Here is a 23,345-nt window from a genome sequence, read left to right on the forward strand (position 1 = left end):
ACTCACCCCTAGTATGCTGTACGCTTCATTATTTCTAATTGTGTATCTCTATCAAGATCTATAAATCTTGCTGTAAATCCGCCAACACGCACAATTAAATTCTCATGTTTTTCTGGATTTACTAAAGCATCTTCTAAATCCTTTTGACTTAATACTGAAAGGTTAGTTTGTTGTCCCCCCATATCAAAGAAAGTTTCTAATAAACATTTAAAAGTTTCTCTGTTATCATTAAAGAATTCTCCTGAAAACTTAAGGTTATGATTTGCCCCTGCATGAATCTTAGTATCTAATTTTACTAAGGAATTTATAAGAGCAGTTATTCCCTCTTTATCCATTCCTGAATAGGCTGCATTTCCATTTGATAAGAATTCTCCAGCTTTTCTTCCATCAGGAGTTGCTCCAGTTGATTTTCCTAAAAGTACGTTCATATTATTATTTATCATAACAACTAAAAGAGAATCTAAATCTGTCTTATTTCTTTGATTTCTTATACTATTACAAATATGCTCATGAACTCTAACTGCAATTTCATCAGCTTGGTCATAATCATTTCCATACTTTTCTGCCTCAATTAATAGCTTTCTTTCATTTTCATAGCCATCAAAGTTACAAGCCATCATCTCAACTAATTTAGTTAAAGTAAATACTTTTTTATCATAAACTAATTCTTTAATAGCAGTGAAACTATCTGAAGTTGTTATATTTCCATAAGTCTCTAATGTTCCACCAAGATGATATAATCCACCATCAAAAATTGCTTTTCCTTTTTCTATACAATCATCATGAAGTATGCTTAATAATAAGAATGAACTATCCTCATTACACTTCTTATAAACTAAATCTTGTAATTTACCACACTGGTCTACAAAGAAGTCTGCTTGTTTCTTATATCTTTCAAATAACTCTTCAAAAGTTAAATCATCAGTTATTTCTCCAGTTTTTAATCCAATCTCCTCTTTAGTAATTGGATCAACTCCATTATTTAAAGTTACTTCTAATATCTTAGGCATGTTTATAAGTGTATTTGGAGTTCCTATACTTTTATTAGCTATCATATACTCTCCACATCCAAAGAATCCATATTGCTCTGCAGCTTCTCTTGGAACATCCATAGCATTCATAACTGACTCAACATTTACATCATCATTATAAAGAATAGGGAAAGTTCTACCCATTCCAAGCACATCTAAAGCCTTATTATAAACTCTTTCATCCATACCTTTATAATATCTTAAACTTACTTGAGGATATGTCATAAATCTTCTTTCAATGACCTCAATTACTACTAATGCAAATTCATCAGCAATTTTCTCGTCTTCTCTTCCCAATCCTCCAATAATAGCTCTTGTATCTCTACATAAATTTTCTGATATAAGTCTAAAGAATGAGTCAACATATCTTATAGCATCTTCTCTATCAATAGTTCCATTTTCTAAGTCTCTAATATAGAACTCGCCTAAATAAGTATCTATTCTAGCAAGTTCTGTTGCATTAGCTGCAATAGCATAAAGATTTATAAGCTGAATAGCCTCATGTAAAGTTTCTGCTTTATTATCCCTAACCTTAATTAAAGATTCTTTTATTCTCTTGTAATCAGCTAGTTTACTTTCATCTCTACACTCATTTATTTTTTCATCCATATATTCTGAGTATGCAGTACAAACATTTCTTAAGGCTTCTAAAGCCATAATCATTCCTTCATATAACTCTACACTTTCAGTTTTTTCAGTTTTTTTGCTTTGAATTAATTCTATTAATCCTACTAATCCATACTTAAGAAGTTTTTTATAATCTAAGTGTGCTCCTGCTATCCTATATAAAGGATATGCAGCTCCAATTGCAGTTCCCCACTCATCATCAGTTAATCCTTTATTCATATCAGCATCAAAAGCTTCTCTTATTTTAAAGTTTGTATTTTTATCTTCCCAAAACTTTATTGCTTCCAAAACTTCATTTGCATACTCTTCACTATATGAATCATCATTTTTTATTTCTTCTAAAATCCCATAACATCGCTTAAAATCTACACAATAACAAGTCTTATCAAAACCATCTTCTACTCCGCCACCTATCATAAGCGGAAAATATCCTATAGCTGTATTTCTATATCTACCTGCAAAAAGATCTCCTTCTTGCACCTCTTTGAATATACCTTCAAACTGAACTTTTATACACTCAGCTTCTCTAATTGCTTTATCTTTATCTATATTCTCTCTATATGCTTTTGTAAAAGCTAATTCTCTCTCAAATAATCTCTCATTAAATCTCATAGCTTTACGCCTCCCTAAAAATCTATACTTATATTATAAATTTTAGGTATATCTCATTCTTCCCATATGTTGATTAAATATATACTATATTGATTTAAAAAAGTTTTTTATTAAGCTTTCTATACTCTCTTGGAGTTATACCATAACGACTTTTAAAAATCCTATTAAAATATCCAATATTATTGAATCCACAATTAAAAATTATATCAATAATAGGTGAATCACATTGTACTAGAAGCTTTGTAGCCTCGTTTAGTCTTAATGAATTTATGTACTCAGATGGACTTACTCCATAATACTTTTTTAGTTCTCTTGTTAAATGTTCTTGAGTTTTTCCACTTAATAAAACAAACCTTTTAATTCCCCCTAAAAAGTTTTCTTTAACTTTCATATTTTCATAAGCTTTTCTAAGCCATAATGGTATTCTTTCATCTGAAGACACATCTAAGAAAATATTTATCATAAGATCACTAAACAAACTCTCAACTATATATCGTCTACTTTCTTTTTCTGCATTTATCATCATATTGCTTTTATAATTAAAACTCTTAATAACAACCTCATTTAATGAATATACTGAATTATACTTTTGTTCATCTATCCATGATTCAAGGGTAATATTAAAAAAATAATCTCTATGTACTGCTATGTTTCTAAGTATATTATTAATACCCTTACCTATAAAAAAATGTTCATCTTCTGGCTTTATTATTTTAAATTGTCCTTCTTTAATAACCTCAAAAGTACCATTATAATTATGTCTAAACTCACCCTTAATAACCACAAAAATCTCATAAAAATCATGACTATGTAACGTTGTATATTCATTTTTACTCAAAACCAAGTCCGCCATATGAACATTATTCTTATCATTGCAAAACTCTAAAAATTTAAGAACCTTCATAAAATCCTTCTCCCTTACTACACAATAAAATAGGCTGTATTAAAACACTAATAAAATAAATTTATAAAAATATAAGGAGAATAAAATTGCAAGGGTCAAATACTATAATAATCCTCAAAATATATTTATAAGTTTTATTTAAAGTGACTTTAATACAGCCCTTTTAACTTAATTTATATTATTTACTAACATATAAGAAATGATATAAAGCTCCTATTAAATTTGAATCATTCTCAAACTCACACTTTTCTACTTTTATATCTAAAGTAGCTATATCACTTTTTAATAAAGCAAGTTTTTCATTTATCTTTTTGTCAAAGCCTTCTCTAGCACTTATAGCTCCTCCAACAACAATTTTTTCTGGATCAATTATATATTGAAGGTTATACATTCCTCTTGCTAAATCCATATACCATGACTCTATCTCTGCATTAACTTCTTCATCTCCAGACTCAGCCATTTCAAATACTTTCTTTCCATCAAGGTCTGATTTCTCTATTCCTTTAAGCTTAGAGACTCTTGTAACTAAAGCATTTGTTGAAGCAACTTCACTCCAAATTCTATCAGTTAATCCTTCACTATCTCTAGTGAACATATATCCGAATTCTCCTCCATGAAGGTGTTTTCCTCTTAGAATTCCTCCATTAACTACGATACACCCTCCTATACCTGTTCCTACTACAACACAAGCATAGTTTTCTACATCTTTAGCTGCACCAATCCAACCTTCAGCTAAACCAGCACAATTTGCATCATTTTCTATAGAAACTTTTAAATCACATCTTTTTTCTAAAAGTTCTTTTATATTTGGTCCATGAATACATGGTACTGCACTTCCTCCACCAACAAATCCTGTTTTAACATCTACTGCTCCTGGTGAACTACAAGCTAGTCCAAAAATTTCATTATTTTCTTTGTATGCATCAACAACTTTTCCTATTGATTCTATAAATAAATTTATGTCATTGCCTTCTGTCTTTACGCTTCCTTTTTCTAAAACATCTCCATTTTCATTCATTAAAGCATGTTTTATACTTGAACCACCGATATCAATAACAACATATTTTTTCACTTTAAACTCCCCCTATTATACATAATTGATAATCTATTCTCTTAGATTATGTAAGAATACTTTCATTTTATTTATATTTGTATATTTCCGATTTATTAACCCTATTTTGATAAAAGTAAACTCTATGCTATGCATAGAGTTTACACTTATTTAAAGTTATATTATTTTCCGTTTTCTGCTTTCCAAGCATCCATTTGACTTTGCATTTCTGAGATAACTTCGTCAAGTCCAACTTCTTTTAATTTCTTATTCATCTTATCTAAGTATTCAGCTTCATTTACTGATCCACTATAGATAGTAGCTTTAAACTCTTCAAGAACGTTGTTTATTGCAGCAATTTGGCTACTTACTTTTTCAGTATTAAACTTAAATCCTAAAGCAGGTGATTCTACAGAAGCATCGTTGAATGCTGCGAACTCTTTCCACTTATCAACAGGCTCATTATCTAAAGTATAAGTTATGAATAAGTTACCTAAAGTATAGTATCCAACTGAGTAGTCTTTAGCTTTATCAGTTAATTTAATTTGAGTATCACCAGTTTTTTCATAGTGAGTTCCTTCTATACCATAGTTAAGTAAGTTTCTTAAGTATTCATCAGTATTTAATAAATTTAAGAATTCTACAGCTTTTTCTGGGTGCTCTGAAGTCTTAGAAACAGCTATCATAGAACCTGTAGTTGAACCATTTGTGATATGAGTATCCATTATTGGAGAAGCAACTACTTCGTATCCTAAATCTTTTGACCATAATCCTTCAGCATAAGGTTGTCCATCAGCTTTAGTTACAAATCTCTTAACTGATTTATCATCTTTAGCAGTAGCTGAATCCTTGTTTATATATCCTTCGTTATAGTACTTTTGTAAAGTTTCTAACTCGCTCTTCATTTTATCAGTTTCAAACATATTCTTTACTGTTAAGCTCTCGTCTCCATATTCAACTCCTACTGGATCTACTAATTGATCGAAGTAAGTTGGAGCTGAGAATCCTTTAGTTATATATAAAGGTGTAACGTTTGGCTCATTTTCTTTTATAACTTTTAACCATGGCTCTAAATCTTCTAAGCTATGGATATCTTGGTATGGTATGTTGTATTTATCAACATATTCTTTAGTGAATACCCACATAGGTGCAACTCCGATTTCTTTTTGGTTTGGAATCGCATATGTTTTACCATCTATTTTAGCACCTTCCCAGAATCTTTCATCAATAGCTTTCTTCATATCTTGTCCTTTTGACTCTATTAAATCATCAAGCTCTAAGAAAGCTCCTTTTCTAGCATTTTCTAAGTATGGGTTAGCCCATGAACAAGTGAATGCTAAATCATATGGCTCACCTGAGTTGATTATAACTCCCATTTTTTGAGTATAATCACCATAATCGATAAATTTCATATCAATTGTAGCGTTTATTTTGTCTTTTAAGTATTCATTTGCTTTTTCTTGAACCATTTCTAAATCTTTTGGTGTTTGTCCAATTGTATACCAAGTAAGATTTACTGTTTCTCCCTCACCAGCATTAGCTGTTTTGTCTGATCCACAACCTGTTAATACCACTGAAGTAGTAAGCATTGCACATGCTGTTAAAGCTATTAGTTTTTTAAATTTTAACATTTCGTTTTCCTCCCTCTTAAACCTTAGTGTCTTCAAAAAATCCCCTAACATCGTTTACATGTTTATTATATAGTCTATTTAAACATTTTCATAGTGGAGATTTTTTATATTTATTTGACATTCTCTATGTACAATTTTTACACTTCCATATATTTTTTTGTCTTTTTTCATGTTATTTTAATATATTAATTGTTATTACGATTTATTATGTAGATATTTTTAGTTATTTTTCTAATTTGTTTTTAATTTGCTAATATAATCCTATATTTTCTTGTAATTTGACAAAACTTTAAATATGAACAAATTTAAAACAAGTGATATCATCCTATATATATTATATTTTTGCAAATGATATGTATAAAAGGAGTGATAACAATGGAAAAAAAAGCTAAGGCAATTTGTTTTCTAGAAGGTATCTTAATGGCTATAGTAGGAATATTATTTTTTACAAGCCCTATAGATTCATTACTTTCATTAAGCATTATAATCGGTATATTAATAATAGCATCAGGTATATTTACATTAATAAGAGCACCAAAAACAACAAGAAAAGGTTGGGTTATATTTAGTGGTATAATCAACATTTTATTTGGATTACTATTATGCTTCTCACCAATCTCAACAGTAGCAACTTTAGTAATATTCTATGGCGCTTGGGCTTTAGTAAAAGGTATATTTGTAATAGTTGGAGAAATCCAATATAAGAGCTTTGGATTTAATATGGCAACTCTTTATGCTGTATTATTAATAATTTTAGGTATATTAGTATTATTTGAACCAATTTCATTCTTAATAGCAACACCATTTATAATAGGAATTAACTTCATAATTGTTGCTATATTTGAAATATATCTTGGTTTCAAACTATAAAAGAAAAAAACATGAGGATTACCTCATGTTTTTTTTATTTTATAGCTTTTCAAGAATTATCTATATTATTTTAACTTTACTTTGAATGTTTTTATTTCAAATGGATTTATTGTGAAGTCTAATTTATTTCCTTCAAAACTAGCCTCTTCTAAATCTCTCTCCATTAAATTACACTCAAATGCTTCTTCTATTTCTCTTGAGAATTCTAAAGTTGTATTAGTTCTACTATTAAAGAATTCATACATTCTAACTATTAAATGATCTGTATCTTCAGCCTTCTTTATAACCTCAATCATAACATTTTCTTTATTCACTTTTACTAATCCTAAAGTATCAACTAACTCACCTTGATTTTTCTCACAAACTTTAGTATATAAAGGTTGATTAAGTTCATAAGCTTTTTGTACAGTGCTAGCATCTTTCCATGTACCCATATGTGGATATATAGAATAAGTAAAGAAATGCTCTTCTTGATCTGTTTCTGTCCATGGGTGTGTTCCTGACTTAAGAAGAGTAAGTCTCATATCTCCGTCTTGTATATCATGTCCATACTTACAATTATTTAATAATGATACTCCAAAATCTCCTTCTGAAAGGTCAGCCCACTTTTGTCCACAAACTTCAAATCTTGCTTCATCCCATGATGTATTACTATGAGTAGGTCTCTTAACATTACCATATTGAATTTCATAAGTTGCCTCTGTAGCATTTAACTCTACTGGGAATGAAGCTTTTAATAGAATTTCATGCTCTTTCCAGTCTACATATGAGTTAAAATCTATTCTATCTAAATCTCTATAGATATAAATATTTTGAACTATTGTTGACTCTAAGAACTTTCTTTCTATTCTTAATGTGCTTCTTACAGGGCCTTCCTCTACAACCTCAATACTTTGAACATCATCAACATTCCACATTTTTTCTTTGTAGTAAATATCTATATCCCAATTGCTATATTCCATTGGTTTATCTTCGAAAGCTTGAATTTGGTTACCTAATGAACCCTCTTTTAATACTTCTCTTTCAGCTCTCTTATCAAATAATGAAACTATATTTCCATCTTCATTGAACTTAATTCTTACAAACTCATTTTCAGCTTCTTTTTCACTTAAAGAAACATTCTCGATTTCATAAGCATTAGTAGCTTCTACTATAGCAAAACTCTTATATCCATTTGCAGGTATTCCCTTAGCAAAGAATATAGCCTTACTTCCATCTTCTATTCTTTGACAAAGTATTTCTTCATCTCCATCTAAAACAGCAGGGTTTTCTATTCCTTCTGGAACATCAAATGTAGCTATATCATCTCTCTCAAATCCTAATGAGTTAAATACAACAACACTTCTCTCTTTTAGGTTTATCTCTGATGTTATACTATCTACAGCTGAGCTTAAGAAATTATTTCCTTTTTCAATTAATTCTTTATATTCTTCCTTAGTTACATCATAAACTTCTTTTATTGATGAACCTGGTAAAATATCATGGAATTGATTTAAAAGTATTGTTTCCCAAGCAGCATTTAAATCAGCTAGTGGATAATTCTTTCCTAAAAGCATAGCCATTGAGTTAAACTTCTCTGCTGAAGTATATAAGTTTTCACATACTCTGTTATCTCTCTTATTTCTTCCCATTGAAGTATAAGTTCCTCTATGATATTCAAGGTATAACTCCCCAACCCACTTAGGAAGTTTTCTATTATCTTTAATTGTATTTTCTAATTTCTCAAAATAATCTTTTGCCTTACCAATCTTAACCTTTGGTGCTCCTGGAATTCCTTTTGATAATCTCTTACCATTTTCAAGCATTTCATAAGTAGCTCCACCACCACCATCTCCGAATCCAAAGGCAACTAAAACATCATTATTTATATCTTTTTGTTGATATCTATTCCATGCACCCATTATTGAACCTGGATGAATGTTTCCACAATAAGTTGTCATTGTTTCCTTAAATGGATCTTGGTCTGGGTAAGTTGTTGTTATAAAGTGTGTTAATATTTCTGTTCCATCTATACCTTTCCACATAAATGTGTCATAAGGCATTTTATTTATTTGATTCCATGAAATCTTAGTTGTCATGAAGTAATTTACATCTGATTTCTTTAATATTTGAGGAAGTGCTGCTGAATATCCAAATACGTCTGGTAACCAAAGTATTTCATTATCAACATTGAATTCCTCTTTAAAGAATCTCTTTCCGTGAAGGATTTGTCTTATTAATGACTCTCCTGAAGTTACATTACAGTCAGCCTCAAGCCACATAGCTCCTTCTGGCTCCCAAACGCCTTCTTTAACCTTTTCTTTAACCTTCTCATAAACCTTTGGATGGTCTTCTTTTAAGAATTTATAAAGTTGAGGCTGAGAAGACATGAATATATACTCTGGATACTCTTCCATAAGCTTTAATACTGTTGAGAAACTTCTCGCAACTTTCTCTCTAGTTTGAGCTACAGTCCAAAGCCAAGCTACATCTATATGAGTATGTCCAACACAAGTTGCTACCATATCTTCATGTCCACACATTTTATCATAGAAATTCTCTTCTATATATTTGTTAGCTATTTTTAAACTTTCATTGTATTCCTTTGTAAAAGGTCTTCTTAAATCAATTAAGTTAATTGTGTCGTTTAACACATTTAACATATCAATTCTTCTCTTATCTTCTTCATGCAACTTAGTTGCTACTATATGAGGAACACTTAAATTGAAGTATAATTTTCTTGCTTCTTCATCAATAGTAACTAACTTACCATATAAAGTTGATTTCTTTCCTTCTATTCTTCCAATATGAGCATGTAAATCTATATTATAAACGTCTCCAGCCTTAGCATTATGAGTTAATATTGTCTCTTGATGATTTACATCTAATCCTTGAATATGCTCTCCATTTATATAAAGAATAAACTGAGGATTTGTTGTATTATCCCAATCTCCTAAGAATGTATGAAAACTTAAAGCTATCGTTTGTCCCTCAAATTCTTCTGGAACTACAACTGATGCTTTAAACCATCCATGACTCTCCTCTCCCCAAAGATCTCCTGTTTTAAAATCTACCCATCCATCTTCTGGAGCATTTTGTATTTCATCTATATTGTCATATTTTCCTGCAATAAATTTATAATTATCTATGTTTAATGTATTTGAATAAACATATCTGCCTATCTCTTCGTAAGTTTTTCTTATTCTTTCTGATATAAATCTCATACTTCTTTTCTCCTTATATAAAAAATATGTATTACTTTTAAGTTTAATAAAAGCACCTATAAAACATATTTGATTTATAGGTGCTTTCTAAGATTTAATTGACTATATTTAATTACTCTTTAACTGCTCCTATTGTTAATCCATTTACAAAGTATCTTTGGAAGAATGGATAAGCAAATATGATTGGTAAAGTTGAAACAACAACTATTGCCATCTTAGCAGTATCTTTTGGCATGTTCTTAGTAGCTTCTATAGCATTAGCTCCAAGTGATGTTGCGTTATTTGCTAAGAACTCCATTGAGTTTTCTAATCTGATTAATAGGTACTGTAATGGTATTAGGTTTGGCTCGTCGATGTATAACATAGCGTTGAACCAATCGTTCCAGTATCCTAATGTTAAGAATAATCCTATTGTTGCAATACCAGGAAGAGATATTGGTAATACTATTCTTAAGAATAATCTCCACTCTGATGCTCCATCTATCTTAGCTGACTCTATGATAGCGTCTGGTACTGAAGTTTTAAAGAATGTTCTAAGTATAATTATATGGAATGAACTTACACACATCGGAAGTATCAGTGCCCATATTGTATTCTTTAATCCTAAGAATCTAGTAACTACTAGGTATGAAGCAACCATACCACCTGAGAATAACATTGGTACGAAGATAACTTTTGTGAAGAACTTTCTGTAAGCAAAGCTCTTTCTTGATAAAGCATATCCATACATAGACATTATTGCTAGTCCAATTAAAGTACCAAGTATTGTTATTGTAATAGTAACCCCATATGATGTTATAATCTGGCTACCTGATGAGAATATATATTTGTAAGCTTCTAAGCTCCACTCTTCTGGTATAAACTTATATCCATTTAACTGTAATGATTGCTCACTAGTTAATGATATAGCTATAACGAATATGAATGGCATTATTGCTAAGAAAGCTAATACTGCGAATAAAACATTTAATAAAACGTTGCTTGTCTTAGATACCGTATTGAATTTACTAGGTACCTCTTTTGGTTCCGCTTTTTTATTTAATCTTTTTTGTTTAATAGTTTCTAACACAAATTACACCACCTTTCTAGAAGAATGCGTTCTCTTCATCTACTTTTCTTACTATAGCGTTAGAAGTTACAATAAGTATTAATCCTACAAATGACTGATATAAACTTGCTGCAGAACTCATACCGATATCTCCTAAGTTCATAAGACCTCTATATACATAAGTATCAATTACGTTTGTTACTGGATATAATGCTCCTGAATCTTTAGGTAATTGATAGAACAGACCTAAGTCTCCTCTGAACATACCACCTATTGATGTTATGAACATTATAATCATTACTGGCTTTAATAAAGGAACTGTTATATATTTTATTTGTTGGAACTTACTAGCTCCGTCAATCATAGCTGCTTCGTAGTAACTCTTATCTATACCACATATTGAAGCTAAGTAAACAACTGTTCCGTATCCAACTGCTTTCCATTGACTCATAAAGATTATAATAAATGGCCAATATTTCGGTTCTGTGTACCATGAAATACCTTTACCACCCATAGATTCTATAATTCCATTAACATATCCTTTTTCTGGGCTTAAGAATGCATATAAACAATAACTTACAACAACCCATGATAAGAAATAAGGTAAGAACATACTACTTTGATAAAACTTAGCTAATTTCTTATTTATTAATTCATTTAATAATATTGCTAACGTTACTGGAAGTACTATTCCTAAAATTATAAATACAAGATTGTATAAAACTGTATTTTTTGTTATTAACCAAGCATCACTACTTTGGAATAAGAATTTGAAGTTATCAAAGCCAACCCATTCACTCTTCATCAAACTCTCAAAGAATCCACCATGTATTCTCCATCTCTTAAATGCTACAACCACACCAAACATTGGTAAGTAAGCAAATACTAAAAACCAGATTGCTCCTGGTATAGTAAGTAGTAATAACTCTTTATTGTTTTTAAAACGTTTTTTTCTATCTTTCATTGTAAGCTTCTCTTTAGGAAGCTTTTTTGCTTTACTCTTCACACTTTCTTCCCCCTCTTGTTGTAAACGTTTCTTACAATTAAAATATTAACACCTTATAGCATTTGGGAAAAGTTGAAAATATTTAGTTTTACTGTATAAATTTCAATTACTAATCGGCTCAATATAACTAATCAATAGAAAGTACACTTAATATATAATTTGTTTACTAAAAAAATAAAAAGAGAGCTAAAACCTTTGTCCTAACTCTCTTTTTTAAAATTAATTTTTATAAAAATTTAAACTAAATCCACTTAAAACTGAAAAAATTTCACTTAAAACAGTATTAAAAATTAAATTCTCCACTTTTTCCACCTGTTTTTTTCACTAAATGTATGTTTCCAATCACCATTCTTTTATCTACAGCTTTGCACATATCATATATTGTTAATGCCGCAATTGATACTCCAGTAAGAGCTTCCATTTCAACTCCAGTTTTATCAACAAGTTTTGCCATAGCATTTATTATTATTTCATTATTCTCAGAGTCTACCTCAAACTCAATACTTGATCCTGTAATCATTATAGGATGACACATTGGTATAAGATTGCTTGTATTTTTCATAGCCATAATTCCTGCAACTCTTGCAACCGCTAATACATCTCCCTTTCCGATTTTCCCTTCTTCTATCAACTTTATAGTTTCACTTGAAGCCTTCACCTTTCCTGTTGCTATAGCAACTCTTTCAGTTTCATTTTTATTGCTTACATCTACCATTACGGCATTACCTTTATTATCAAAATGAGTTAATTTATTTCCCATATTATTTTCTCCATTCTTCTTGATTATATATGAATAATTGATTGTTAGATTACTTTAACTTCTTCAAAATTTTATTATAAAAAAATGTTAAAACTACTGATATTATAACTATAAGTATTAATATTTCATTGGCTAATCCTGACTCTCCATTTTCTATAGCATAGTACATTGCCATAGGAACAGTTTGTGTTTTTCCCTGAATATTTCCTGCAACTAAAATAGTTGCTCCAAATTCTCCAAACACCCTCGCTATTCCTAATATCAACCCTGTATATATGCCTTTTTTAGAAAGTGGCAAACTTACTAACCTATACAATTTAAATTTAGTTGCTCCCATCTCAATTGCTGCATTCTTAACATCCAAATCTACTCCAAGTAATGAAGTTTTTAAACTTTGATACATTATAGGTATAGAAACAACTATCCCAACTATAACAGCTCCAATCCAAGTGAATATTATACTTATATCAAAATTATTATACAAGACCTCTCCAATTATTCCTCTTTTACCTAAGACTAATAATATGATATACCCTACAGCAGAAGGTGGCAAAAACATTGGAAATATTATTATAGTTTCTATAAAACTTTTAAACTTATAATTCCTTTCAACTAATAAGTAAGCTAACAATATACTTAATACACAACTAAATATTATTGCTAAAGTAACAACTTTTAGTGATATTAAGAATGCCTCTAATATCATTTCTTTAATTCACCCCAAAACCATATTGCACAAATATCTTTTTACTCTGTTCACGTTTTAGAAACTCTATAAATTTTTCACTACTTTTTACCTTCTTACTATTTTTTAATAAACAAAGTTCATATTCTATTGGTTTATGATCTTCATTTGGTATTTCATATGCTATATTACTATTCTTTAAATCCATAGCATCAGTCTTATAAACAAATCCAAAATCAGCCTCACCATTTTCAACATAAGTTTTAACATTTGTAACACTTCTAGCAAAAACTAATTTATCTTTAACAGCATCATATAAGCCTAATTTGTCTAGTGTCTGCTTAGCATACTGTCCCGCTGGAACTGTTGAAATTTCTCCAATTGCAATCTTTCCATCAACTTCTTTTAAATCATCTAATGAATTTATTTTTTTAGATACACTATTTCCTTCTATTAACACTAAACTATTTGTTAAAAGCTTAGATGTATCTTCTTTTGAAGTCAATCCCGCCTCTTCAAGTTCACCTACATACTTAGTATTAGCTGATAAAAACAAATCTACATCTGCTCCATCTACTATTTGTTTCTTTAAAGTACCTGATCCACCTACATTATATTGAATCTTTATACCACTCTCTTTTTCAAAATTCTCAGCAATCTGCTCCATTGGTTTCTGAAGACTCGCTGCAATACTAACTGTTAATGTTTCCTCATTCTTATTTCCACAGCCAACTAATGTTAATAAGGCTATAGTAAAAACTAAAAATAATCCTATTTTCTTGCACATTCCTTTGCATCCCCCTTTAAAATATCTATACCATGTTTTAAGTCTTCTAATATGTAATCTAAAACTTCTTTACAAGCCTTTGGACTTCCAGGCATATTAACTATAAGAGTTTCTTTTCTTATTCCTGCTGTAGCTCTTGAAAGCATAGCTCTCTTAGTTATAGTCATGCTATAGGCTCTTATAGCCTCTGGTATTCCAAGCGCCTCTCTCTCAATAACATCCTTTGTTGCCTCTGGAGTAATATCTCTCTTACTAAAACCAGTTCCACCAGTAGTAAGTATAAGATCAACGCCCAATTCATCAGACATAAAAATCATCTCATCTCTAAGCATTTCTCTTTCATCTGGAAGAACAACATACTTTTCAACCTTAAATCCAGATTTCTCAGCTATTTCAGCTATAACTACTCCACTTTTATCTTCTCTTTCCCCTTTATATCCTTTATCACTACTTGTTATAATGCCTAATCTATACATAAGAACACCCTACCTTTTATTAATTTATACTTTTCCTCTTTATACTATTGTTTAAATTTTATCATTCTCATATACCATAAAACGTGATTATTATCACACATATATATACTTTTCTAATAAGTACAAAGTAATTCCTTAAAATTAAATTGTCCATCACATAAAAAACTAATATATTTTTAACAAAGTAAAAACCAATAAAAAAGAGTGCTCACAGAGCACCCTTAATACTAACTGTCTAATAATTCTTTATGTTTCTTAATGTTGATGGGCATACTCCATAATATTTCTTGAATTTTCTATAGAAATAGCTTGTATCTAAATATCCAACCTTCTTAGCTATATCATTAATTTTCATATTTGTATTTAATATTAACTCTTTAGCTTTCATATTTTTAGTTCTATTTAAATACTCAGAGAAGGAACACCCAACCTCTTTAGTAAATATCTGTCCTAAATAAGAAGTATTTATGTGGTACTTTTGAGCTAAAGTCTTAAGACTTACCTCTTCATAATAGTTTTCATTCACATAGCTTATTATTTGTTGGATTACTGGACTGTATTTTATAGTTGTTGGATGCATAAGTTCAACTACTTCTCTTACCTCACTACAAAGTAGAGCTTTTATATCATCTCTTGTGTCCTCACTACAAAGTGCAACAATCTCTTCTCCTAAACTATTACCTGAATATTGCTTTTCAACCTTAAATTCTTCAACCACTTTATCTAATAAGAAAAGAATTTTAACTGATAAATCATAGATATTTCTTGGAGTTAAGTTTTTATCCTCAACTATCTCCTCAATAATCTTTTCAGCTGAATCAGCATCCTTAGCTATAATTTCTTTATTTAATTTTTCTAGAACGCTACTAAAATTAACATTTTTCTCATTAACTTCTTTAACATCTTCTTTAGAAATGCACTTATTATACCCTAAAGTAAGAACATATTTCTTTAAGTTATTAGCCTCTTTATAACTATCATTTATATTATTTAAATTATCTACAGGCTCTCCAACACTTAAGAAAACATCTATCCCATGGATGTTTATTATTTCATCCTTTAATTTTTCATAGTAACCTTTTATAGTTTCTCTATCTAACTCTTCATTCCATCCATTTATTAATATAAGCTCTTCATCTAAAGTATATATTATTTCAAAATTACTTTGAGTATTATCTTTTATAACATCAACTATATTATGTAACATCTCTTCACTATCATATCTACTTCTAGTGTTTATCATACATAATGAGTACATCTTTGAGTCTAAATCAATATATAAACTATCCTTATTTTCCTCAAGTTCTTCTTCGCTTAACTTTCCTTTTATAAGCTTTATAAGTAAGTTATGTTTTCCTAAACTTGATTTATCTTCAGCTCTTTCTGCATTTATTTTATTAATAGTATTAACTAATGTTTTCTCTAACTCTTCTTCATCTATAGGTTTTAATATATAATTCTCAACACCTAACTCTATAGCTTTTTTAGCATATGAGAAATCATCATACCCACTTAATATTATAAACTTAACATCTGAGCTAAGCTTTTTAAGTTCCTTTAATAGCTCTAATCCTGTAACCTGTGGCATATTAATATCAGTTACCACAATATCAACTGGATTTTCTTTAAACTTATCTATTGCCTCTTGTCCATTACTTGCCTTATTAACAATTTCTAAGCCTAATTCCTCCCACTCAATAATATTCTCAAGTCCTTGTAAAATTAAATTCTCATCATCTGCTAGCATAACCTTGTACATATTACTACTCCACCTCTCTCATTGGGAACTTTAATATCATATTAGTTCCCTTGTTCTCTTCACTAGTAACAGTTAACCCATAAGGTTCCCCATATTTGATTTTTATTCTCTCATGAACATTTAGCATTCCTATTGATTTTCCTGAATAATCACATTCTCTAATTCTTCTATTTATCTCATCTAATTTATCTTTAGGAATTCCCCTACCATTGTCTATGACCTCTACCACGACGTCATCTAAGTGTTTATAAATATAAATTTTAAGTTCATTATCATCTCTCTCTAATCTTATACCATGAACGAAGTAATTTTCAATTAAAGGTTGAAGAGTGAATTTTACTATTCCCTTATCGTATAAATCATCTTCGCAGTTTATACTGAACTTAAACTTTTCATCATATCTAAATTTAAAAAGTTCTAAATATTTATTACAATATTTAATTTCTTGATCTATAGATACTATAAGCTTTCCTTTAACTTGACTTCTAAATAAGAATGCCAAGCTATAAAGCATCTTACCCACTTCCTTATCTCCATTACATATAGCTTTCATTCTTATAGACTCTAATGTGTTATATAGAAAATGTGGATTTATTTGATTTTGAAGAGCCACAATCTCAGCTTCTCTTTGATGAAGTTCAGCTAAATAGCTCTTTCTTATATGGTCATTTAACTTTCCACACATCTTATTAAAATTATCTGCAATGAAAGTTATTTCATCCTTTTCATTACTTAAAGGTATGTGTACATCAATATCTCCTTTTTCAACCTTAGACATTGCTGAAATAAGCTCATCCATTCTCTTACTTAAGTTTTTAAACTTAAGATACAAAATACACTCTGCTATTGCAAATAAAAGAAGGCTTACTAAAAATGCAGAAATTTTAAATAATGTAGGTATTTTAGTTGCATTACTTGCCTTTATTCTTACCAAAGAAATTAATCCATTATTATCTGGAAGCATATCAACATAATAATCATCCTCTAAAGTTACCTGTTGATGTCCTATCTTTAACTTATTAAAGTATGGATAATATTCATACTCATATTCATTGTTTGAATCATATAAAATCATTCCCTCTGAATTTAATATAAGAACCTCTGAATCAGTATCTTTATATTTTTTAAGAACGTTACCAATTATACTTATATCATATGTAGTTATTAGCATTCCTTCAGATTTTAAAGAAGCTGAATCTCTAACCTCATTACTTATACTAATTTCATTTTTACCATAAATTATATTTTCCATTTCACCCTTATCTAAAAGATCCTTAGAATTAAATGGATATGTTTTTATTTCACCTTTTCTGTTAAAAACAGATATTTCATTTCTAGAGTAGCTTATAAAAGATATATTCTTTAAGTAATTATTTAACTGAAATGAACTTCTAACAAAATTTTCTATACCATTATAATAAAGTTTATCACTTTCACTATAATAATCTAATTTACCTTTTATATAGTCTACTAGCTCTGTGTTTAAATACGTAATTACATCATTTAATCTGAATTCATCTTCATAGAGTATATTCATAATAGTTTTAGAAGTATTACTATTATATTCCAAATTCTCATTTACATCTTGTAATATCTTATCGTTGATATATAAATTATTCCTTTTAACCTCATCTGAAGTCTTTGAAAGAAAATAAACGTATAATATACTAACAACAGATAATATCACTATTGTGTATGTTAAGAATAGTCTTCTATAAAGATTAGATTTACTAAAATTCATCAAAATCCCCTTTTCCCCTTTGTTACCATAGTCATTTTTTATTAAATCATATTCAACCTTCTCTTTAAAGATTATCAAGTAATGATATTTTATTGATTTTATGTATTTTTTATGGTTTCTTATAAAATTCATGCATATTTAATTGTTTTTGTACATTTCTTATTTTAAACTATACTTAGAAATTAGTAAAACCATTACATTAAATTTTTATGGAGTGATAAATATGGGCGAATTTTTTAACCTTGAAAAAATACTTGCAGTGTTTAATTATATTTTTTGGTTCTTAATGTTGAATATTTTCTTTTCAATATTAAATATACCAGTAATTTTATTCTTTATGTTCGTTGGACTTAGACATGTTACAACTTATTTACCATTATTTTTAATTTCATTAATACCTTTCGGCGCAAGCTTTACTGCTTTGCTATATTGTATGAGAAAACTTATAAAATATAAAGACTTAGATTTATGGAGTGATTTTGTAAAAGGATTAAAATACAACTGGAAACAATCAACTTTAATATGGTGTGGTGAATTGATTTTAATATTTTTATTAAGCTTTAACTTAAGAATATTTTCAACAGTATCATATAGCTTCACACTTAGTTGCGTGTTTATTATACTTATAACATTAACATTATTAACTACAACTTATATATTTGTTTTAATATCAAGATTCTCTATGAGTTCAATGGATATATTAAGAGCTAGTGTTGTTCTAACATTTTCAAAACCATTAATCTCTATTGGTAATATAATAGTATTTTTATTCTCATTAATGCTATTTGAGATTAACCCAGGAACAACAGTTATATTTATGGCAAGTATTGTTTCATATTTAATAATGTTTATAAACAGAAACCTTTTAGAAAGTTTAGAAGAGAAAAGTTCACAATCTTAAATTTTAAAGCCAATATATATTGGCTTTTATTTTTTTGTAAAACTTACACAAACAATCAAGTTTCCTATATAATAACATTGTTGTACTTGAACAGAAAATTATTTCATATTACAATATACTTATTATGTCTTCATATATGTAATGTTTAGAACTGATGAAGTTTAAGGAGGAAACTAAATTGTATAAATTTGTAGAGATAAATTCATCAGAAATTGATAAATTTAATGAATCTAATAGAAAAGGTCACATATTTCAAACATCTTATTGGGCTGAATTAAAGAAGGATTGGAAATCAAAATTCATAGCTGGATATGATAATGATAATAACGTTGTTATCACAGCTACAGTTCTTTTAAGAAAAGCTCCATACATAAATAAATACATGGGATACATCCCTAGAAGTTTTACATGTGACTACACAAATAAAAAATTATTAATAGAATTTACTGAATATCTAAGAGATTTTGCTAAAAAGAATAATATAAGCTTTATAACAATAGATCCAGATATACATTTAAAAGAAAATGAAGAGGCACTTTCAGAAGGTACTGAAATAAAGAACTTCTTAAAGAGCTTAGGTTACAAGAATACTGATAGTAAAAACTTTGAAGCAATACAACCAAACTTCGTATTCAGACTTCCACTTCCAACTGAAGGGGACAAAATGGATATAAAGAAAGCTGTATTTAAAAAATTCTCAAGCAAAACTAGATATAACATAAAAGTTGCTGAGGAAAGAGGATTATCTGTTGAAGTTTATGATAAAGAAACTTTAAATGAAGATGTACTAGATAGATTCCATGAAATCATGGTTACTACTGGTAAGAGAGATAACTTCCTTGTAAGACATAGAGAGTACTTCAAAGATATGATAGATTTCTTATACCCTCATTGTAGACTATACATGGTTAAGTATAGCTATGAAAATGACTTTAATAGATTATCAGAAAAATTAAATAAACAAGAAGAAGCTAAAGTTAAAGCTGCTAAGAAGATAGAGGAACTTCAAGTTAAGTTCGAAGCTGAAACAGATGAAGACAAAAAATCAAGAGTTGAGAAGAAAATAAACGACCAAGATAAGAGAATGAAAGAAGCTGAAAGACAAATTGAAGGCTTTAAAAAGAAAATTGCTGATATAGAACCATTCAAAGGACAAGAAATATACCTTTCTGGTTCAATATACCTTTATTATGGAAATAAAGCATGGTATCTTTACGGTGCATCAGAAAATATATTAAGAGATACAATGCCAAACTTCGCTATGCAATGGTCAATGATTTGTGACTCTATTGATTTAGGCTGTGATGTATATGACTTTAGAGGAGTTTCTGGAGACTTAAATCCAGAAAACCCATTATACGGACTTTATAAATTCAAAAAAGGATTTAATGGAGATTTCGTAGAATTTATAGGAGAGTTTGATATAGTTATTGACAATGGAATATATACTCTGTACAAAAAGGCTTTCCCACAATTTAAAAAAATAAGAAATAAAATAATGAATAAAAAACAATAAAAAAAGTGCGAAAGCACTTTTTTTATTGTTCTAAACTAATTGATGTTTATCATTGAAAAATGTCTTGTATCCTTGTTGAACAAATATTATAACGCTTAATGAAACACTTCCTACTATTCCAAGCATTATAGCTATTTGATACATTATAGCAGTTATAGGATTTATACCTGCTAAGATCTGTCCAGTCATCATTCCTGGTAAAAATACAATTCCCATTCCTATCATTGAGTTTATAGTTGGTAATATGGCTGAATCAAAAGCCTTACTAACTAAGTCCTTACAAGCTTCCTTAGGTGCAACTCCAAGCATCAATAAAGTTTCTATATTATCCCTTTCTGATTCCATACCATTCATTAAAGTTGTTACTCCTAAAGATATACCCGTCATGGAATTTCCTATTAACATGCCAGCCAAAGGTATCACATAGCTTGGATCATACCAAGTTGGAAGCTTTATAACTATTAATATGAAATATGCTAGACTACTCACAGTACCTAATATTATTGAATAAACTACTATATTTTTTAACCTCTTGTTCTCTACCTTACATTTTTTATTTATATTATTAACCGCAAAGAATTCCATAACTATTATTACTATTATTGTTGCTATTGGACTCATATTATCAAAAAGATAAGTTAATACATACCCCATAGCTATTAATTGTATTGTCATTCTTATAGATGCTACTAATATTTCTTTTTCCCTATTTATCTTCTTAACTTTAACTATTACTAATAATATTATAATAAAAAGATATGCACTCATTATTTGAAATAAGTTTAAATCTATAAAATCATTATTCATAACCTACTCTCCTATACTTTTTCCTTTTTCAACCTCTATGATTCTTTCTGAATATCTCTCTGCTAATTTTAAATTATGAGTTATTATAACTAAAGAAATTCCTCTTTTTTTAGAAAAGTCTATTAAGTTTTTTATAAGTATCTCTGATGTTTTTTCATCTAAAGATGCTGTAGGCTCATCTAGCATAAGCACTTCACAGTTTAATAATAACGCTCGTCCTAAAACTAATCTTTGTTTTTCTCCACCAGATAATTTACTAGAATTTTCATTTAAGTCTTTTTCTAAACAAACAACATCTAATATTTCTTTAATAACCTCATCACTTGCAAACTCTTCTTTCCTAAGTTCTAGGCCTTTTAAAAGATTTTCTCTAACACTCCCATCAAATACTATTATATTCTGTGGAACCATAACTATCTTTTTTCTTAATTCAACAGAGTCTATTTCCTCTATATTTTTTTCCTTATAAGTTATTTCTCCATTGTCTGGACTTATAATTTTGTTTAATAACTTTAAAAGTGTACTTTTTCCCCCTCCACTTTTACCAACAATAAAATTAACCTTTTTTTCTTCAATATGTAAGCTATTTACTGATAATATCCCTTTATACTTTACATTATTGAATTGAATCATCATAATCTCCCCTTATAGCTTAATTTACACATTATTCATGTATATTAATCTTTTGATTTTAAAATAATAAATAGTATAATATAATAGAAAGCGTTCCTAATTATCGATTTCCGATATCGAATTTAAATACATTATATTATAGGAGATGACCCAATGCAAGAAAAAGTTTTAAGAAAGCTCTTTTTAGGGTTTATACATATTCATATTTTACACCATGCAAAAGTATCCCCTTTCTTCGGTTCACAAATGATTGAAGAACTTCGTGAACATGGATATTCAATGAGTCCAGGTACTCTTTATCCAATACTCCATAACATGGAGAGAGATGGTTTGTTGATAAGAAAAGATAAGCTTATTGATGGTAAAATACGAAAGTATTATAGTTTAACTGAAGAAGGAAATGAAATATTAGAAGAAGCAAAAACAAAAGCTTTTGAATTATTCAAAGAAATAAATTAATTTTGATTTAAATAAATAGTTATCCAACTTACCTATTTATTTAAATCAAAACAAAAACTATGGTGGATTAAATCCACCATAGTTTTTTTAACTTACTATAAATCTTTCTAAGAACTGTTTTGTTCTTTCATTTTTAGGATTTTTGAATATTTCCTCTGGAATGCCTTCCTCTATAACTACTCCACCATCCATAAAGACTACTCTATCTGCAACATCCTTTGCAAAACTCATTTCATGAGTAACTATTATCATAGTTTTGTCCTCTTTTGCTAACTCTTTTATAACAGCTAGAACTTCTGATACTAATTCTGGATCTAAAGCTGATGTAGGTTCGTCAAACAGTGTCACATTAGGATTAATAGCCATCGCTCTTGCTATACTAACCCTTTGTTTTTGTCCTCCTGATAAGGTACTAGGATAGTTATCCTTTTTATCAACCATACCTACTTTTCTTAAATTTTCTAAAGCTATTTCTTCAGCTTTTTTCTTATCCATTTTGTCTACTACAACTAAGGCTTCCATAACATTTTGTAAAACTGTTTTATTGTTAAATAGATTGTAGTGTTGGAAAACCATAGCTGACTGTTTTCTTAGATTATTTATTTCTTTTTTGCTTACTTTCTCAGCATTTATTTTAACATCTCCAAGTTGAATTTCCCCTTTATCTGGAGTTTCTAAATAGTTTAAGCATCTTAAGAAGGTTGATTTTCCAGAACCTGATGGTCCTATTATAACAACTACCTCACCTTGTTTAATGTCTAAATTCACGTCTTTTAAAACTTCTAAGTTTTTATAGCTTTTTTTCAAATTATTAATCTTTATCATGACTTCTCTCCCC

The 23,345-nt window shown here is 29.0% G+C and carries 20 protein-coding genes; 4 read left to right on the forward strand and 16 right to left on the reverse strand.

Going from position 1 to position 23,345, the window contains the following annotated elements; genetic code table 11:
- Nucleotides 1-8: 8 nt before the first annotated feature.
- From ACQZHJ_RS14260 to ACQZHJ_RS14275, 4 genes are all read right to left on the reverse strand, one after another.
- Nucleotides 9-2,270 (reverse strand): pyruvate formate lyase family protein, encoded by a 2,262-nt coding sequence (locus ACQZHJ_RS14260; RefSeq protein WP_430486219.1) that lies wholly within the window; start codon nucleotides 2,268-2,270, stop codon nucleotides 9-11.
- Nucleotides 2,271-2,364: 94 nt separating this feature from the next.
- Nucleotides 2,365-3,174, reverse strand: a complete 810-nt coding sequence (locus ACQZHJ_RS14265; RefSeq protein WP_430486220.1) for an AraC family transcriptional regulator — start codon at nucleotides 3,172-3,174, stop codon at nucleotides 2,365-2,367.
- Between the two features lie 178 nt (nucleotides 3,175-3,352).
- Nucleotides 3,353-4,246, reverse strand: coding sequence for an ROK family protein (locus ACQZHJ_RS14270; protein ID WP_430486221.1), 894 nt, complete (start codon nucleotides 4,244-4,246; stop codon nucleotides 3,353-3,355).
- A gap of 161 nt (nucleotides 4,247-4,407) precedes the next feature.
- The gene (locus tag ACQZHJ_RS14275; RefSeq protein ID WP_430486222.1) at nucleotides 4,408-5,856 is read right to left on the reverse strand and encodes an ABC transporter substrate-binding protein; all 1,449 of its coding nucleotides are present in this window, start codon (nucleotides 5,854-5,856) and stop codon (nucleotides 4,408-4,410) included.
- Nucleotides 5,857-6,231: 375 nt separating this feature from the next.
- Between ACQZHJ_RS14275 and ACQZHJ_RS14280 the strand changes: the two genes are divergently transcribed.
- Complete coding sequence (locus ACQZHJ_RS14280) at nucleotides 6,232-6,726, forward strand: DUF308 domain-containing protein (RefSeq protein WP_430486223.1); 495 nt, start codon at nucleotides 6,232-6,234, stop codon at nucleotides 6,724-6,726.
- 65 nt (nucleotides 6,727-6,791) lie between these two features.
- Here ACQZHJ_RS14280 and ACQZHJ_RS14285 read toward each other — a convergent pair whose 3' ends face one another.
- The 9 genes from ACQZHJ_RS14285 to ACQZHJ_RS14325 all read right to left on the reverse strand — a co-directional run bounded on the left by ACQZHJ_RS14285 (nucleotide 6,792) and on the right by ACQZHJ_RS14325 (nucleotide 18,191).
- Entirely contained in the window at nucleotides 6,792-9,929 is a 3,138-nt protein-coding gene (locus ACQZHJ_RS14285; protein WP_430486224.1) for an alpha-mannosidase, read from the reverse strand.
- A gap of 112 nt (nucleotides 9,930-10,041) precedes the next feature.
- The gene (locus ACQZHJ_RS14290) at nucleotides 10,042-10,998 is read right to left on the reverse strand and encodes a carbohydrate ABC transporter permease (protein WP_430486225.1); all 957 of its coding nucleotides are present in this window, start codon (nucleotides 10,996-10,998) and stop codon (nucleotides 10,042-10,044) included.
- Between the two features lie 16 nt (nucleotides 10,999-11,014).
- On the reverse strand, nucleotides 11,015-11,983 hold the full coding sequence (locus ACQZHJ_RS14295) for an ABC transporter permease (protein ID WP_430486226.1): 969 nt from the start codon (nucleotides 11,981-11,983) through the stop codon (nucleotides 11,015-11,017).
- 283 nt (nucleotides 11,984-12,266) lie between these two features.
- Nucleotides 12,267-12,743 (reverse strand): cyclic pyranopterin monophosphate synthase MoaC, encoded by a 477-nt coding sequence (gene moaC / locus ACQZHJ_RS14300; RefSeq protein WP_430486227.1) that lies wholly within the window; start codon nucleotides 12,741-12,743, stop codon nucleotides 12,267-12,269.
- A 49-nt stretch (nucleotides 12,744-12,792) separates the two neighbouring features.
- Nucleotides 12,793-13,449, reverse strand: a complete 657-nt coding sequence (modB, locus tag ACQZHJ_RS14305) for a molybdate ABC transporter permease subunit (RefSeq protein WP_430486228.1) — start codon at nucleotides 13,447-13,449, stop codon at nucleotides 12,793-12,795.
- Nucleotides 13,450-13,453: 4 nt separating this feature from the next.
- Entirely contained in the window at nucleotides 13,454-14,215 is a 762-nt protein-coding gene (gene modA / locus ACQZHJ_RS14310; RefSeq protein ID WP_430486229.1) for a molybdate ABC transporter substrate-binding protein, read from the reverse strand.
- On the reverse strand, nucleotides 14,200-14,691 hold the full coding sequence (locus ACQZHJ_RS14315) for a MogA/MoaB family molybdenum cofactor biosynthesis protein (RefSeq protein ID WP_430486230.1): 492 nt from the start codon (nucleotides 14,689-14,691) through the stop codon (nucleotides 14,200-14,202). The genes modA and ACQZHJ_RS14315 overlap by 16 nt, the downstream gene beginning before the upstream one ends.
- A gap of 235 nt (nucleotides 14,692-14,926) precedes the next feature.
- Entirely contained in the window at nucleotides 14,927-16,450 is a 1,524-nt protein-coding gene (locus tag ACQZHJ_RS14320) for a response regulator (RefSeq protein WP_430486231.1), read from the reverse strand.
- Between the two features lie 4 nt (nucleotides 16,451-16,454).
- Nucleotides 16,455-18,191: a sensor histidine kinase gene (locus tag ACQZHJ_RS14325; RefSeq protein WP_430486232.1), complete on the reverse strand. Its 1,737-nt coding sequence runs from the start codon at nucleotides 18,189-18,191 to the stop codon at nucleotides 16,455-16,457.
- Nucleotides 18,192-18,414: 223 nt separating this feature from the next.
- Here ACQZHJ_RS14325 and ACQZHJ_RS14330 point away from each other — a divergent pair, with 223 nt between their 5' ends.
- Nucleotides 18,415-19,092: a DUF624 domain-containing protein gene (locus ACQZHJ_RS14330; protein ID WP_430486233.1), complete on the forward strand. Its 678-nt coding sequence runs from the start codon at nucleotides 18,415-18,417 to the stop codon at nucleotides 19,090-19,092.
- Nucleotides 19,093-19,270: 178 nt separating this feature from the next.
- The gene (locus tag ACQZHJ_RS14335) at nucleotides 19,271-20,608 is read left to right on the forward strand and encodes a peptidoglycan bridge formation glycyltransferase FemA/FemB family protein (protein WP_430486234.1); all 1,338 of its coding nucleotides are present in this window, start codon (nucleotides 19,271-19,273) and stop codon (nucleotides 20,606-20,608) included.
- A 30-nt stretch (nucleotides 20,609-20,638) separates the two neighbouring features.
- On the opposite strand, the gene ACQZHJ_RS14340 is transcribed toward ACQZHJ_RS14335, so the two are convergent.
- Together ACQZHJ_RS14340 and ACQZHJ_RS14345 are read right to left on the reverse strand one after the other, a co-directional pair.
- Entirely contained in the window at nucleotides 20,639-21,415 is a 777-nt protein-coding gene (locus tag ACQZHJ_RS14340) for an ABC transporter permease (RefSeq protein WP_430486235.1), read from the reverse strand.
- A 3-nt stretch (nucleotides 21,416-21,418) separates the two neighbouring features.
- On the reverse strand, nucleotides 21,419-22,051 hold the full coding sequence (locus tag ACQZHJ_RS14345; protein ID WP_430486236.1) for an ABC transporter ATP-binding protein: 633 nt from the start codon (nucleotides 22,049-22,051) through the stop codon (nucleotides 21,419-21,421).
- Between the two features lie 150 nt (nucleotides 22,052-22,201).
- Here ACQZHJ_RS14345 and ACQZHJ_RS14350 point away from each other — a divergent pair, with 150 nt between their 5' ends.
- On the forward strand, nucleotides 22,202-22,507 hold the full coding sequence (locus ACQZHJ_RS14350; protein ID WP_430486237.1) for a PadR family transcriptional regulator: 306 nt from the start codon (nucleotides 22,202-22,204) through the stop codon (nucleotides 22,505-22,507).
- An 87-nt stretch (nucleotides 22,508-22,594) separates the two neighbouring features.
- Here ACQZHJ_RS14350 and ACQZHJ_RS14355 read toward each other — a convergent pair whose 3' ends face one another.
- Nucleotides 22,595-23,332 carry an amino acid ABC transporter ATP-binding protein gene (locus ACQZHJ_RS14355; protein ID WP_430486238.1) on the reverse strand — a complete coding sequence of 246 codons (738 nt, stop codon included), beginning with the start codon at nucleotides 23,330-23,332 and terminating at the stop codon, nucleotides 22,595-22,597.
- Nucleotides 23,333-23,345 lie beyond the last annotated feature (13 nt).

This window comes from Clostridium sp. B9 (genome assembly GCF_050509515.1).
Lineage (GTDB): Bacteria > Bacillota > Clostridia > Clostridiales > Clostridiaceae > Sarcina.

Bases quoted from the DNA above. Each gene is read 5' to 3' on its own strand.
- ACQZHJ_RS14260 (WP_430486219.1), bottom strand. From the start codon at position 2,270: ATGAGATTTAATGAGAGATTATTTGAGAGAGAATTAGCTTTTACAAAA.
- ACQZHJ_RS14265 (WP_430486220.1), bottom strand. From the start codon at position 3,174: ATGAAGGTTCTTAAATTTTTAGAGTTTTGCAATGATAAGAATAATGTT.
- ACQZHJ_RS14275 (WP_430486222.1), bottom strand. From the start codon at position 5,856: ATGTTAAAATTTAAAAAACTAATAGCTTTAACAGCATGTGCAATGCTT.
- ACQZHJ_RS14280 (WP_430486223.1), top strand. From the start codon at position 6,232: ATGGAAAAAAAAGCTAAGGCAATTTGTTTTCTAGAAGGTATCTTAATG.
- ACQZHJ_RS14285 (WP_430486224.1), bottom strand. From the start codon at position 9,929: ATGAGATTTATATCAGAAAGAATAAGAAAAACTTACGAAGAGATAGGC.
- moaC (WP_430486227.1), bottom strand. From the start codon at position 12,743: ATGGGAAATAAATTAACTCATTTTGATAATAAAGGTAATGCCGTAATG.
- modB (WP_430486228.1), bottom strand. From the start codon at position 13,449: ATGATATTAGAGGCATTCTTAATATCACTAAAAGTTGTTACTTTAGCA.
- modA (WP_430486229.1), bottom strand. From the start codon at position 14,215: ATGTGCAAGAAAATAGGATTATTTTTAGTTTTTACTATAGCCTTATTA.
- ACQZHJ_RS14315 (WP_430486230.1), bottom strand. From the start codon at position 14,691: ATGTATAGATTAGGCATTATAACAAGTAGTGATAAAGGATATAAAGGG.
- ACQZHJ_RS14320 (WP_430486231.1), bottom strand. From the start codon at position 16,450: ATGTACAAGGTTATGCTAGCAGATGATGAGAATTTAATTTTACAAGGA.
- ACQZHJ_RS14325 (WP_430486232.1), bottom strand. From the start codon at position 18,191: ATGAATTTTAGTAAATCTAATCTTTATAGAAGACTATTCTTAACATAC.
- ACQZHJ_RS14330 (WP_430486233.1), top strand. From the start codon at position 18,415: ATGGGCGAATTTTTTAACCTTGAAAAAATACTTGCAGTGTTTAATTAT.
- ACQZHJ_RS14340 (WP_430486235.1), bottom strand. From the start codon at position 21,415: ATGAATAATGATTTTATAGATTTAAACTTATTTCAAATAATGAGTGCA.
- ACQZHJ_RS14345 (WP_430486236.1), bottom strand. From the start codon at position 22,051: ATGATGATTCAATTCAATAATGTAAAGTATAAAGGGATATTATCAGTA.
- ACQZHJ_RS14350 (WP_430486237.1), top strand. From the start codon at position 22,202: ATGCAAGAAAAAGTTTTAAGAAAGCTCTTTTTAGGGTTTATACATATT.
- ACQZHJ_RS14355 (WP_430486238.1), bottom strand. From the start codon at position 23,332: ATGATAAAGATTAATAATTTGAAAAAAAGCTATAAAAACTTAGAAGTT.